We start from the raw sequence: 12,762 nt of genomic DNA on the forward strand, positions 1-12,762 counted from the left end.
CACAATTTTAATTTTTTTTGATGCTTCTCATTTTAGAATATAATTACCAGTCCTATATCGTTGTTTTTGAAAATATATAGGATGCAACCCAATTCGCATACGATGGAAATAAACAAAAACTTATTAGTAGTAATGGATGATCACATTTTTGGATTGGCATTACAGGATTACCTTTTAGCAAGAGGATTTGAAGTTACTTTAACCAAAAATGGAATGGAAGGCTTCGAAATGTTTAAGAAAAACAAGTACAACCTATGCATTATCGACATGATGATGCCTTATAAAGACGGATATACATTAGCCAGGGAAATCCACACGAAAAACAAAGAAATCCCAATCATTTACCTATTGGGAAAATCAGTGCAGGAAGATGTTCTGAAAGGCTATAAGGCAGATGCGGATGATTACATGAACAAACCAATAGATTCTGATGCTTTAGTAACAAAAATCAGAACCATCATCCAATACAAGCTTTTGGAAGCAAGGAGAAACATCAATAATGTTGAGTTTAAGATTGGTGAATTTGTTTTAAATACAAGTCAGCGCCTCTTACATTTCTCAGGTAAAGAGCCAGTAAAATTGTCACCAAAAGAAAATGAACTGCTTAAAATGCTGGCACTTCACGAAAACAGCCTGATGATAAGAGAATTAGCATTGATTAAAATCTGGAGAGACAACAATTATTTTACTTCAAGATCAATGGATGTGTATATTGCCAAATTACGCAAGCATCTTAAAGCAGATCAAAACGTAGAGATTATCAATGTTCACGGAGAAGGATTCTGCCTCGCAACAGAAAATGTCTTGGTATAAAGACACTACTGTCAACTCTCTTTTAAAAATTTCTCAGAACACCGGGTAGAAAAAAATAGGTGTTTTTTTGACAGAAAGCAAGGTCACTCATGGGGGTGATCTTGCTTCTCTTATTTTAAGCCAGTTTTTACCCTCCTCCTGCCTCTTTTACCTTTTAGCTACTCCATCGTAAAGCCATGGTAAAGTCATAGATATAGCATGGTATCCTTTATTCTAATTTACCAATAAGTACATCCAAAGTCCGGCAAGCATGCCATACTTATAGCATCAGCATTGGATCAAATCCAAATATGTTCTTAAATTATCCTTTAGCGATTGTTAATTATCAGCGGACTAAGTATCTTTGTCAAAACAACAACACAATGAATTATTTCTCTTCCGATTTCAAATTAGGTATACTCGGCGGCGGACAGTTAGGCAAGATGCTCCTCAGCGAAACCCAGAAACTGGACATACAGACTCTAGTTCTCGACCCCAGTGATGAAGCTCCTTCCCGATTCAGCTGTAGCGCTTTTTACAAAGGCAGTTTAATGGATTTCGATACCGTGTACGATTTCGGCAAGAAAGTCAGCTTACTTACTATCGAAATAGAAAATGTAAATCTTGACGCTCTTGACAAGCTGGAAGCCGAAGGATTGCAGATTTTCCCATCGCCAAAAACATTACGCCTCATACAAAACAAAGGCACACAGAAAGATTTCTACGTTACAAATAACATTCCCACCTCACCACACCAACGCTTTGACAGCCTGACTGATTTAAAAAAATCAGTTACAGATGCGGCATTGGCATTCCCTTTTGTATGGAAATGCGCCCGGTTCGGTTATGATGGCAATGGCGTAAAGATTGTACGTTCCGCATCAGATTTAACTGATCTTCCTGAAGTAGAATGCATAGCAGAGCAGATGGTTCCTTTCAAAAACGAACTTGCTGTTATTGTTGTCCGTAATGTTTCAGGTGAAATAAAAACGTATCCTGTAGTCGAAATGGAATTTCATCCCGAAGCCAATCAGGTGGAATACGTAATCTGTCCTGCCAGGGTCAGTTATGCTGTTACTGCGAAAGCCCAGGAAATAGCTTTGCAGACCGCAGAAGCCATCCAGCATGTCGGACTGCTTGCCGTAGAAATGTTCCAGACCGAAGACGACAGCATCTTAGTCAATGAAGTCGCTCCCAGACCGCACAATTCAGGACATTACAGCATTGAAGCCAGCTATACTTCGCAATTCGAAAACCATTTGCGTTCCATTCTTAACCTTCCGTTAGGCAATACCGATAGTAAAGTAGCCGGAATTATGGTAAATTTAGTGGGTGCCGAAGGGTTTTCCGGTCAGGTTATCTATGAGAATATTGAAAAAATAATGGCTATTGACGGTGTAACACCGCATATTTACGGCAAGCGGGAAACACGTCCCTTCCGAAAAATGGGGCATGTAACCATTGTCAATAAAGACATTCATGAAGCAAGACAGATTGCCGAAAAAGTAAAGAACACCATCAGAGTCATTTCTTAAAAACTATTAATAAATTATAGATTTTAAATTTTAAATGAGAGTCCAATCTGACTTTCATTCAAAATTTAAAATTCAAAATTCAAAATAAACAAATGAAAGTAGCCATAATAATGGGCAGTATTTCCGATATGCCGGTCATGCAGGAAGCCATCGATATACTAAAGAATTTTAACATCGAAACAGAAGTTGATATCGTTTCAGCACACAGAACTCCTGAAAAACTATTTGATTTCAGTAGAAACGCCCACACCAGAGGTATCTCGGTAATTATTGCCGGTGCCGGCGGTGCTGCACATCTTCCAGGAATGGTTGCTTCAATGTCACCACTCCCAGTCATAGGGGTTCCTGTAAAATCAAGTAATTCTATTGACGGCTGGGACAGTGTCCTGTCTATTCTTCAAATGCCTGGAGGTGTTCCTGTAGCAACAGTAGCACTAAACGGGGCAAAAAATGCCGGTATCCTGGCCGCACAAATTATCGGCAGTCATGACAAATCGGTTTTAGATAGAATTATCAGCTATAAAGAGGAATTAAAACAGGCAGTACTTACGGCTTCATCCCACCTTAAACAATAAAAAAAGCTCCTAAAGTGGTATTTGGAGCTTTTTAGGAAACACAAACTAAATATCGATGGGTTAAATCGGTATCTACTCGTCTTATTAAATTCTTTTAAAATCGTATGTCGTTAAAAATTAACCCATTGGGTTTCTTTCTCAAATATAAAATTACTTTCGATATGCAACAAATAAAATCGATGAAATACCTAAAATCATGAATATTCTTACCAAATTCTTTACAACCAAGCATAATACGGCTCCTTTCTCAGAGATTAAAACAACTGATTTCGCACCTGCCATTACAGAAGCCATCCAACTGACCCGTAACGATATCGATGCTGTAGTCACCAACCCGGAAGCGCCTACTTTTGAGAACACTATAGAGGCTTTAGAATTCTCCGGACAGACACTGGATCGTATCACAAGTATTTTTTTCAACCTGAATTCAGCAGAAACCAGTGACGAAATGCAGAAGATAGCACAGGACATCTCTCCTATGCTAACGGAATTAAGCAATGACATCACTTTAAATGTGGCTTTATTCGAAAGGATAAAATCAGTTTACGAGCAAAAAGACAGCCTGAATCTTTCTACTGAACAGGCCATGCTTTTAGATAAAAGCTACAAAGGTTTCTCCAGAAACGGAGCGCTTTTGGCAGAAGATAAAAAGTCTCGTTTACGTGAAATCGATACAGAATTGGCCAAACTAATGCTGACTTACGGTGAAAATGTTTTGGCCGAAACCAACAATTACCAGCTTCATATCACTAAAGAAACCGATTTAGCAGGTTTACCTGAAGGTGCAATCGAAGCCGCTCGCTCTTTGGCTAAAAGCCACGAAAAAGAGGGCTGGATCTTCACTCTGGATCATCCAAGCTACCTGCCTTTTGTAACCTATACTGACAATCGCGAATTAAGAAAGGAAATTTCAATTGCTTTTGGTAAAAAAGCATTTCAAAATAACGAATACGACAATCAGAATAATGTTTTAAAAATTGCTAATCTCCGTTACGAACGTGCGGTTTTACTTGGCTATAAAACACACGCTCACTTTGTCCTGGAAGAAAGAATGGCTCAGAATCCGGAGAAAGTTACCTCTTTTCTGAATGATTTATTAACCAAAGCCAAACCTGCTTCCGAAAGAGAATTTTCACAATTAACAGGTTTTGCAGGGAAACTGGACAACATAGAACAGCTTCAGAAATGGGATGGCGCATATTACTCTGAAAAGCTCAAGCAGGAACTATTCAATTTGGATGACGAGAAACTGAAGCCTTATTTCCAATTGGAAAATGTTCAAAACGGAGCATTCACAGTGGCAGACAAACTCTTCGGACTTCGTTTTATAGAAGTGTTTGATATTGACAAATACCACGAAGACGTTCACACCTTCGAAGTAACAGATACTCAGGGAGATTTGGTAGCAGTCTTTTATTCTGATTTCTTTCCAAGAAAAGGAAAACGAAACGGAGCCTGGATGACTTCCTTCAAGCCACAATATGTAAAAGGCGGTGTTAATGAAAGACCGCATGTTTCTATCGTTTGCAATTTCACCAAACCAACAGAAACCAAACCTTCTTTATTGACATTTAACGAAGTAACCACTTTATTCCATGAATTTGGACACGCACTTCACGGCATGCTGGCCAATACAACGTACCCGAGTTTATCAGGAACATCTGTGTATTGGGACTTTGTTGAGTTACCAAGCCAGGTAATGGAAAACTGGTGTTATGAGCCGGAAGCATTAGCGCTATTTGCCAAACATTACGAAACAGGTGAAATCATTCCGCAGGAATACGTCGAAAAAATCAAGGAAAGCGCCAGTTTTCTGGAAGGAATGGCAACATTACGCCAAATAAGCTTCGGGCTCCTTGACATGGCATTCCACGGTAATAATCCAAGCGATATAACCAATGTCAAAGCATTTGAAAAAGCCGCTATGGATAATACCTCATTGTATCCCGACGTTCCTGAGAACTGTATGAGCGTTTCCTTCTCACATATTTTCCAAGGTGGGTATTCTTCCGGATATTACAGTTACAAATGGGCAGAAGTTCTTGATGCTGATGCCTTTGCTTATTTCCAGGAGAAAGGCATTTTCAATAAAGAAGTTGCTGATAAATTCAAAGACAATGTCCTTTCACAAGGCGGCACTGACCATCCGATGACGTTGTACAAACGCTTTAGAGGTCAGGAACCAAAACCGGAAGCCTTATTAAAACGTGCCGGATTGATCTAATCCTTTCTCCTTATAATTCTAAAAAACCGAAGCAGTAGTGTTTCGGTTTTCTTTTTGAAATAAACTTTCATTTTTTTTTGAAAGTTTAAAAACTTTAATGTATCTTTGAACTATGGAATTCAACGAAGCAAAAAATAAGTTTGTACAAACATGGGGCGCATTAGGTTCACAATGGGGAATCAATAAAACTATGGCGCAGATACATGCTTTTCTTATGATTTCCAACGGACCGGTCTCTATGGAAGATATTATGGAAGAATTACAGATTTCCAGAGGGAATGCCAGCATGAATATCAGAGCACTGATGGATTGGGGAATTGTTTACAAAGAATTCAAAGCCGGTGAGCGACGAGAGTTTTTTACAGCTGAAAAAGACTTAGACGAATTGGCTGTAAAGATTTCAAGAGAACGAAGCAAAAGAGAACTCAAACCCGCTTTAAAAGTCCTTAAAGAAGTTTCATCCATTGCTGCAAATAACACCGCAGAAGAAAAGCACTTTGTCGAGCAAACAACCAAGCTATACGATTTCGTTTTAAGAGCTGACAACGTTTTGGATAAAATCACAGAATACAAAGACAATTGGTTAACCAAGCTGGTTATCAAGATTATGAAATAAAATTAAAAAAATTTAAACATAACTTTCATTTTTTTCTGAAAGTTTAAAATAATCAATAAACTAAATACCATGACATTCTTAACTGCACAATGGAAAAATCTGATTATGGCGAATTACATTGTTAATCCGAATCATTTAGAAAAATATGTCCCTAAAGGAACAGAATTGGACTACTGGAAAGGCAACTGCTATGTAAGCCTGGTTGGGTTCCTGTTTAAAGACACTAAGATTCTTGGTTTTAAAATTCCTAAGCATACGGATTTTGAAGAAGTAAACCTTCGATTCTATGTTAAACGTCTTGAGAATGGAACTTGGAAGCGAGGTGTTGTTTTCATCAAAGAAATTGTTCCAAAAGCGGCAATAACTTTTGTCGCTAACACGATTTACAAAGAAAATTACGAAACGTTGGCCATGTACCATAAAAACGAATTGAAATCAGAGATCCGAACTGTTTCTTATCATTGGAAAAACCAAAGAAAAACGCATTCTATTGAAGTGAATGCTTATGATTTTTCTACTCCAATTGAAGCTGATTCTGAGGAAGAATTCATCACAGAGCATTACTTTGGTTATACCAAATACAACAAAAACACAACCTATGAATACGAAGTAAAACATCCGAAGTGGAATCAATACGCCATTAAAGATCACAAAATCGACATTGATTTTAAAGAAACATACGGAACGGGTTTTAGTTTTTTAGGCAATCTTGTTCCAGCTTCTGTTTTTCTTACCGATGGCTCAGAAATCCAAGTCGAAAACAAACGAAAAATAACGTTATGAAAACACTTGAAAACCAAACCCTGCTATATGATGAAGATTGTCCTCTTTGTCAGGCATATACCACCGGATTCATCAAAATTGGAATGTTGGATCAAAATGGTAAAAAACCTTTCACTGACATCAGTCAAAATGAGCTCGATTTCATAGACATCAAAAGAGCTGCAAATGAAATTGCGCTAATTGACACCAAAAACAAAACTGCTATTTACGGAATTGAAAGTTTATTAAAAGTAATTGGCAATTCGTTTCCGCTACTGGAAACTATTGGAAAAATAAACCCCATCAATTTTATTTTAAGAAAACTATATTCTTTTATTTCATACAACAGAAAGGTTATAATTCCGAGCCAATATACCCCGAATTCTAAATTGAACTGCGAGCCGACCTTTAGCTTCAAATACAGAATACTTTATCTTCTTTTTGCAATTACTATTACAATCCTTGCGTTATATCATTGTTCGAAAATGATTCCAATGTTACCAAAAAGCAGCTATTTAAGAGAATGTATTTTGGCCACAGGGCAACTTATTTTTCAAAGTATTTTTCTTCTGAAAAAAGACAAAAAAACAATCCTAATCTATTTGGGCAACGTAATGACCGTATCTCTTTTAGGATCATTACTATTATTGCCTGTTATCCTATTGAATAAAATAATCTTGGTTAATAAATATATCGTTTTAGTTTGGTTTGGATTAACAGTTCTTCTGATGCTAAAAGAACATTACAGAAGAGTAAACCTTCTTAATCTTCCAAAATATCTTTCATTAACTTGGGTTTTATACCGCATAATTGCTTTATTTATTATCTTAAATTTATAACGATGAACAAACTAATCATAGCCGCCGGAACAGGTTTCTTAGGGCAAATTCTAATCAATCATTTCGAAGGCATTTTTGAAGAAATTACAGTACTTACAAGAGGAAAATCAAAAACATCCAAAACTATAAAATATGTAAATTGGGATGCCAAAACAATGACCGGATGGGAAACAGAATTAGAAAATGCTGATGTTTTAATCAATCTTGCAGGAAAATCTGTGGATTGCAGGTATGATGAAAAAAACAAATCAGAAATCCTGTCTTCACGAATTGAAAGTACTTCTGCTTTAAATTTAGCTGTTTTACAATGCAAAAATCCACCTAAACATTGGTTAAATTCATCTACTTCAACTATATACAGGCATTCTGAAGACAAGCAAATGGATGAATTCACCGGTGAAATTGGCGATGATTTTTCTATGAATATTGCCAAAGCATGGGAAAAATCTTTCTTTGACACCGAAACAAAAAACACAAGAAAAACCGCTTTGCGAACCTCTATTGTTTTAGGAAAAAACGGCGGTGCTTTTCTGCCGATAAAAAACCTGACAAAAATTGGATTCGGCGGAAAACAAGGAACAGGAAATCAATTTATCAGTTGGATTCACGAAGAAGATTTTGCAAGAGCAATTCATTTTATTATTGAAAAAGAAATTACAGGAGTTATAAACATTGTTTCACCTCAACCAATTCAAAATAAAGAGTTTATGAAAATCTTGAGAAAAGAAATGAAAATGCCTTTTGGAACAGCAATAAGCAAACAAATGCTGGAATTCGGAGCAAAAATTATTGGAACCGAAACCGAATTGGTTTTGAAAAGCAGAAATGTGATTCCGAAACGCCTAGAGGAAAACGGATTTGAATTTAAATTTTCAGGCATTCACAAAACATTTCAAAATCTATTAAATAATGACTAGAATTCAACTTGTTACTATCATAAAAACGCCTAAACAAATCATTTTCGATGCATCACGAAACATTGATATTCATCAACAGTCCGCAGGAAAATCGAATGAAAAAGCAATTGCAGGTGTAACTTCCGGATTAATCAATCTTAATGAAACGGTAACTTGGAGAGGAAAACATTTTGGTATTTACCTTACTCATAAGAGCAGAATGACTTCAATGGATTTCTATGATTATTTTGTAGACGAAATGGAAGAAGGGAAGTTTCGGTATTTTAAACACGAACATTTTTTTTCAGAAGAAAAAGGAATTACGCTAATGACCGATCAATTAGAATATGAAACTCCATTTGGAATTATCGGAAGAATATTTGATTTCTTATTTTTGAAAGCACACCTGCAAAACTTTATTATTGAGAGAAATAAAGTTTTAAAGGATGTATCCGAAAAGCAATTCCAAAATTAAAAGAAAAACTGCTTTGTTGTTTTACAAATCCAAAGCAGTTTTTAAATTTTACGCTCTTACAGCCCCGGAGCCAATAACGTTTTATATTTGTCTTTGTTCAGTAAGCGAAGGTAAAAATAACCTGTTCCAGCAATACCCACCATTAGTCCCGGTGTGTATTGATTGGTATTTAGACCCGTAGGCCAGGAAATATCATTTTTTTGGTATTTAGCAATACCGGCTACACCAACGGTTTCAGCTAGTTTTTGATATTCAGTTCCTCCGCAATCAAGCAAAACTTCTGAATTTCCGGCAATACCGTGGCATAAGGAATAATTCGTATTATTCAGGTTGTCCATTACTATATGATAGATATTTTTAGCAGTAGTTGTTAATGCGGTATTCATTTCCTGAACAAAACGATCATCTGCTTTTATCTGATTGGCTTTTAATCTTGAAATCGTAATTCCAGGCGCTCCATGACACCATGCCAATCCGCAAACATTTGCCGAGGGCTGACTGACACCATCCCTAAAATCGGGCCAATTTTGCTGTGTTGTGTCGAAAGATTGTCTTTCGTAATTAAACCCACCATTTGCTCCTTCCAGGTAATTTTTATTTCCTGTTACATTATACAATTGAAGTAACGCCAAAGCCATTCCTGAAGACCCATGTGAAAATCCCGTCAGGTTTTTTTGAGAAGGAACAGTAGCCCATGACCACACTTCATTATTTTTGACAGCCGCATCACATAATAAATCACCCAACACAATGGCTTTGTCCAAAAACTCTTGCTTATTAAATTCGTTGTAAGCATCAACAAGTACCGGGATTGTTCCCGCGACACCGCTTACTACATCTATTTCGTGTGATTTAATCGCAGAAGCAGAAATACTGTCTAGCAAGTTGATTCCTTCAGAAATCCAATTTTTCCTGTCCAATTTCTTTCCAACATTAATTAACGCTGCAGCGATACCTGGCTTCCCTGAGTAGAATCCATGATCCGGTACACTATGCATTGTCGCTTTTATTTGCTGTACACTTCCTTCTATGGTCTTGAGTAAAACCGGATCTTTATTTTCAGAATATAAAGCAGCCAGAAAAAGAGCAATTCCTGAAGTGCCAGAATACACATCAGGCCCAAAGGTTCTTATAACAGGCTGGAATTTTCCATCCAGCGGTTCGATTGAATAGCCTTGCCAGTTACAGGATTCTCCATGCCAGATACTGGATTTCATTAATTGACATCCGATATTCCAGGCAGCATCAAAAAAACTATTTTTATTTATTTGGTCCATAATTGTTTGTTTTAGTTGAATAAGATTCGGGATCCTTTATTTAAAAAAGGAGTTGAAGGGTTTATTCCCTTTTTGAGAAAAGCAGTTTCAATTTGTTTTATAATATTCTCTGAAGGTTCTTTTAACTGCATTGAATTAATCAGAGCTCCTGCCACAATTCCCACCCTATTCATACCAAAGCTTTCTTGAGTATTCGGGCTTTCGGCAATACCAACCCCTTTATTGTAGCGGTACGTAAAAAGAGGCACGTCATCATCAAGGTATTCTTCCATTAATTCGCAAATTTCAGGCAGCAATGATTTAACAATACGCATCATTCCGTCTTCAACGTACAATACAGCTGCATCACGGCGAAAATAAAAATCCGGATGGTTAAGGCATTTGAAAAGAAAAGGGATGTTATAGTAATTTAATTTTTTAGTAATATTATCAATTAATAAAGCCGCTCCGTTACTATTGATATTCCAATAAATACGTGTCATTTTCTTAGAAAAGTCAAAAGAGCAATTACTAAACACATAATAAAAAGAAGGTTGTCTTTCCTTGTCTTCCTTTGAAAAATACACTGTCACTGTTTGACCAATAGCAGGAACAAATCCGTTGGGTAAATCCTTCAGTTCGGAGTAACGTACGGCTTTGGTTTTTCCTTCTTTGATTACCTCGACATAGCCATTCGAATAATTGCTTTTAATTTGCCAGCCCTGTTCCTCCCTATCTTTGCTGTGATTGTTTGCAGAAAGCTGGTTAATAAATTCATTGGAAACCTCAACAATTCCGTTTTCTCTTTTAGCCAGCCCTTTTTGATGCGTTTCTTTCAAAGCATAACATTCGGAATATAATATATTGACCAATCCTTCTGTCGCATTTTCAGGCGTGACAGCATATTGCTTTCCTCTAAAAGTAATATGAAAATCCGATAGCTCTAACTGTTCAATAAGACTGGTAAGTTCCTCAAGTGTGGTTTTATCCTGAAACATAACGTTATAGTTTAATATTAAATAATTCATGTAATGTCGCCAAAGGATCTTTCAAAATATTAAAAGCAAGTTGAATGCAACGCATATTATTGGCTTCAATTTTAGTATTAAAAGTAATTCCTTCCACACTTGTTTGGATAATGCGTGCCGCTGTAAACTGCATTACTTTAGTCAGAAAAACAGCTTGATCCAATTTTTCATACTGCTGTAATTCCATATACTCGTACAAAAAAGCTTGAGCAGAAGGCTGCATATTTTTAATATCATAAGGTTGCATATATTCCGGCAATGTCTGACTGTATGGGTTATTATTATCAAACCCTAAAAGCCATGTAGTAACATACGATTGTATCAGTCCTGCTACATCCCAAATAGGATCGCCTATATCAGCCAATTCCCAATCGATTAATTTTTGCGAAAAACCACCTTCTTTTTCAACTGCTAAAAAGTTAATCCATTTAATATCTCCATGTATCAAATGCGTGAACTGCCATGATTTAGCCAGATTAATCAACTCGTTTTGCAGTACCTGATTTTGTTTTATCAGATTGATAATTTCCGAACTGGACTCATTGCCTACAAAAAACTCATGTGCTTTGTGTTTATCCAATTGAAGCACCCATGGCAATAGCTTAGGAAACATGGATGTATTGGTTTTTTTATCGGGAATTATGTGGTACGCCGATAATATAGAGGCTTGCTCTTTGGCAAGGTTTAAGTCGAAATTTTTAGTGAGCATATAGTGCTCGTATAAATTTTTTGCATTGTGTAATAATTCGGTGACCATTATATTATGTTCGTCGTCATAATCTAAAAGTGGTGGAACAATTGCTGCTATTGAAGAAAACTCATTATTATTTTTAAATAAATAATGAACGTTTACTTCTCTTTGGAACAAATTACCGGAAACTAAATCGGTTCCCATCTGTTTTACAAAAAGAGAGTTATGAGGCTGAATCAATATCTTCATGATATTGTTTCTGGTTTTTACAGGATGAACCATAAAGTTTCCATTGACAACTGCTTCTTCGTCTATAAGCTGTCTTTTCTGTAAATATTGATATACGGTATCGGGTGCTAGTTGCATAACTATAGATTTTGAAAATTTTAAAGATAAATCGCAGGATTTTCAGGCCCTGCGATCTATTAAATAGTCCTAATACAATTTATCTTAACAGATAAAAGGAATTCCTGTACAACTAACTGTAGGAATACAAGATAATGTAGGAACACATTGCACTGTTGGCACACATTGGTTAACTGGCAATGTTGGCACTGCTGCTACATTACCGCCTCCATGTTGAGCAGCACAAATTGACGTTGGAAAACACTGTCCTGTAGGAAAACAACGACTTATAGGCACTGTCGGAATTATAGCCGCATTAGCATCACCACCCTGTTGCGCCAAACAGATTGGAGAAATTCCTGTCACACACGATGTAACCGTTGGAATACACTGCACTGTTGGGATTGGCAAACATCTTGTGATTGGAATGGTTGGGAAAGCTGCTGCATTCGCATCACCACCACCTTGTTGCGCCAAACAGATTGGAGAAATTCCTGTTACACATGAAGTAACTGTTGGAATACACTGCACTGTTGGGATTGGCAAACATCTTGTGATTGGAATGGTTGGGAAAGCTGCTGCATTCGCATCACCACCACCTTGTTGCGCCAAACAGATTGGAGAAATTCCTGTCACACACGATGTAACCGTTGGAATACACTGCACTGTTGGGATTGGCAAACATCTTGTGATTGGAATGGTTGGGAAAGCTGCTGCATTCGCATCAC

The 12,762-nt window shown here is 36.9% G+C and carries 13 protein-coding genes; 9 read left to right on the plus strand and 4 right to left on the minus strand.

Features of this window, described 5'->3' with window-relative positions; translation table 11 throughout:
• Positions 1–102: 102 nt before the first annotated feature.
• The 9 genes from ACRDEC_RS15270 (at position 103) to ACRDEC_RS15310 (ending at position 8,714) form a co-directional block, all read left to right on the plus strand.
• Positions 103–813, plus strand: a complete 711-nt coding sequence (locus ACRDEC_RS15270) for a response regulator transcription factor (protein WP_431499230.1) — start codon at positions 103–105, stop codon at positions 811–813.
• 362 nt (positions 814–1,175) lie between these two features.
• Entirely contained in the window at positions 1,176–2,327 is a 1,152-nt protein-coding gene (locus tag ACRDEC_RS15275) for a 5-(carboxyamino)imidazole ribonucleotide synthase (protein ID WP_431499231.1), read from the plus strand.
• 92 nt (positions 2,328–2,419) lie between these two features.
• Positions 2,420–2,902, plus strand: coding sequence for a 5-(carboxyamino)imidazole ribonucleotide mutase (gene purE / locus ACRDEC_RS15280; RefSeq protein WP_431499232.1), 483 nt, complete (start codon positions 2,420–2,422; stop codon positions 2,900–2,902).
• 196 nt (positions 2,903–3,098) lie between these two features.
• Positions 3,099–5,126, plus strand: a complete 2,028-nt coding sequence (locus ACRDEC_RS15285) for a M3 family metallopeptidase (RefSeq protein ID WP_431499233.1) — start codon at positions 3,099–3,101, stop codon at positions 5,124–5,126.
• A gap of 112 nt (positions 5,127–5,238) precedes the next feature.
• Positions 5,239–5,742 (plus strand): GbsR/MarR family transcriptional regulator, encoded by a 504-nt coding sequence (locus ACRDEC_RS15290; protein WP_431499234.1) that lies wholly within the window; start codon positions 5,239–5,241, stop codon positions 5,740–5,742.
• A gap of 69 nt (positions 5,743–5,811) precedes the next feature.
• Positions 5,812–6,525 carry a YqjF family protein gene (locus tag ACRDEC_RS15295; RefSeq protein WP_431499235.1) on the plus strand — a complete coding sequence of 238 codons (714 nt, stop codon included), beginning with the start codon at positions 5,812–5,814 and terminating at the stop codon, positions 6,523–6,525.
• Positions 6,522–7,343: a DCC1-like thiol-disulfide oxidoreductase family protein gene (locus ACRDEC_RS15300; protein WP_431499236.1), complete on the plus strand. Its 822-nt coding sequence runs from the start codon at positions 6,522–6,524 to the stop codon at positions 7,341–7,343. Before ACRDEC_RS15295 ends, ACRDEC_RS15300 begins: the two co-directional genes overlap by 4 nt.
• Positions 7,344–7,345: 2 nt before the next feature.
• Positions 7,346–8,260, plus strand: coding sequence for a TIGR01777 family oxidoreductase (locus ACRDEC_RS15305; protein WP_431499237.1), 915 nt, complete (start codon positions 7,346–7,348; stop codon positions 8,258–8,260).
• The gene (locus ACRDEC_RS15310; RefSeq protein WP_431499238.1) at positions 8,253–8,714 is read left to right on the plus strand and encodes an SRPBCC family protein; all 462 of its coding nucleotides are present in this window, start codon (positions 8,253–8,255) and stop codon (positions 8,712–8,714) included. Before ACRDEC_RS15305 ends, ACRDEC_RS15310 begins: the two co-directional genes overlap by 8 nt.
• A gap of 56 nt (positions 8,715–8,770) precedes the next feature.
• Here ACRDEC_RS15310 and ACRDEC_RS15315 read toward each other — a convergent pair whose 3' ends face one another.
• The 4 genes from ACRDEC_RS15315 to ACRDEC_RS15330 form a co-directional block, all read right to left on the minus strand.
• Entirely contained in the window at positions 8,771–9,991 is a 1,221-nt protein-coding gene (locus tag ACRDEC_RS15315; protein WP_431499239.1) for a lanthionine synthetase LanC family protein, read from the minus strand.
• An 11-nt stretch (positions 9,992–10,002) separates the two neighbouring features.
• Positions 10,003–10,968, minus strand: coding sequence for a T3SS effector HopA1 family protein (locus ACRDEC_RS15320; RefSeq protein ID WP_431499240.1), 966 nt, complete (start codon positions 10,966–10,968; stop codon positions 10,003–10,005).
• Positions 10,969–10,972: 4 nt separating this feature from the next.
• Positions 10,973–12,055: a phosphotransferase family protein gene (locus ACRDEC_RS15325; RefSeq protein ID WP_431499241.1), complete on the minus strand. Its 1,083-nt coding sequence runs from the start codon at positions 12,053–12,055 to the stop codon at positions 10,973–10,975.
• Between the two features lie 84 nt (positions 12,056–12,139).
• On the minus strand, positions 12,140–12,762 hold a 623-nt coding region (locus ACRDEC_RS15330), incomplete at its 5' end, for a hypothetical protein (protein WP_431499242.1).

Origin of the sequence: Flavobacterium sp., from assembly GCF_050696275.1 — a bacterium.
Classification (GTDB): domain Bacteria; phylum Bacteroidota; class Bacteroidia; order Flavobacteriales; family Flavobacteriaceae; genus Flavobacterium.

What these genes read in the sequence shown, in the direction of transcription:
- ACRDEC_RS15270 (WP_431499230.1), top strand. Translation starts at nt 103, where the DNA reads ATGGAAATAAACAAAAACTTATTAGTAGTAATGGATGATCACATTTTT.
- ACRDEC_RS15275 (WP_431499231.1), top strand. Translation starts at nt 1,176, where the DNA reads ATGAATTATTTCTCTTCCGATTTCAAATTAGGTATACTCGGCGGCGGA.
- purE (WP_431499232.1), top strand. Translation starts at nt 2,420, where the DNA reads ATGAAAGTAGCCATAATAATGGGCAGTATTTCCGATATGCCGGTCATG.
- ACRDEC_RS15285 (WP_431499233.1), top strand. Translation starts at nt 3,099, where the DNA reads ATGAATATTCTTACCAAATTCTTTACAACCAAGCATAATACGGCTCCT.
- ACRDEC_RS15290 (WP_431499234.1), top strand. Translation starts at nt 5,239, where the DNA reads ATGGAATTCAACGAAGCAAAAAATAAGTTTGTACAAACATGGGGCGCA.
- ACRDEC_RS15295 (WP_431499235.1), top strand. Translation starts at nt 5,812, where the DNA reads ATGACATTCTTAACTGCACAATGGAAAAATCTGATTATGGCGAATTAC.
- ACRDEC_RS15300 (WP_431499236.1), top strand. Translation starts at nt 6,522, where the DNA reads ATGAAAACACTTGAAAACCAAACCCTGCTATATGATGAAGATTGTCCT.
- ACRDEC_RS15305 (WP_431499237.1), top strand. Translation starts at nt 7,346, where the DNA reads ATGAACAAACTAATCATAGCCGCCGGAACAGGTTTCTTAGGGCAAATT.
- ACRDEC_RS15310 (WP_431499238.1), top strand. Translation starts at nt 8,253, where the DNA reads ATGACTAGAATTCAACTTGTTACTATCATAAAAACGCCTAAACAAATC.
- ACRDEC_RS15315 (WP_431499239.1), bottom strand. Translation starts at nt 9,991, where the DNA reads ATGGACCAAATAAATAAAAATAGTTTTTTTGATGCTGCCTGGAATATC.
- ACRDEC_RS15320 (WP_431499240.1), bottom strand. Translation starts at nt 10,968, where the DNA reads ATGTTTCAGGATAAAACCACACTTGAGGAACTTACCAGTCTTATTGAA.
- ACRDEC_RS15325 (WP_431499241.1), bottom strand. Translation starts at nt 12,055, where the DNA reads ATGCAACTAGCACCCGATACCGTATATCAATATTTACAGAAAAGACAG.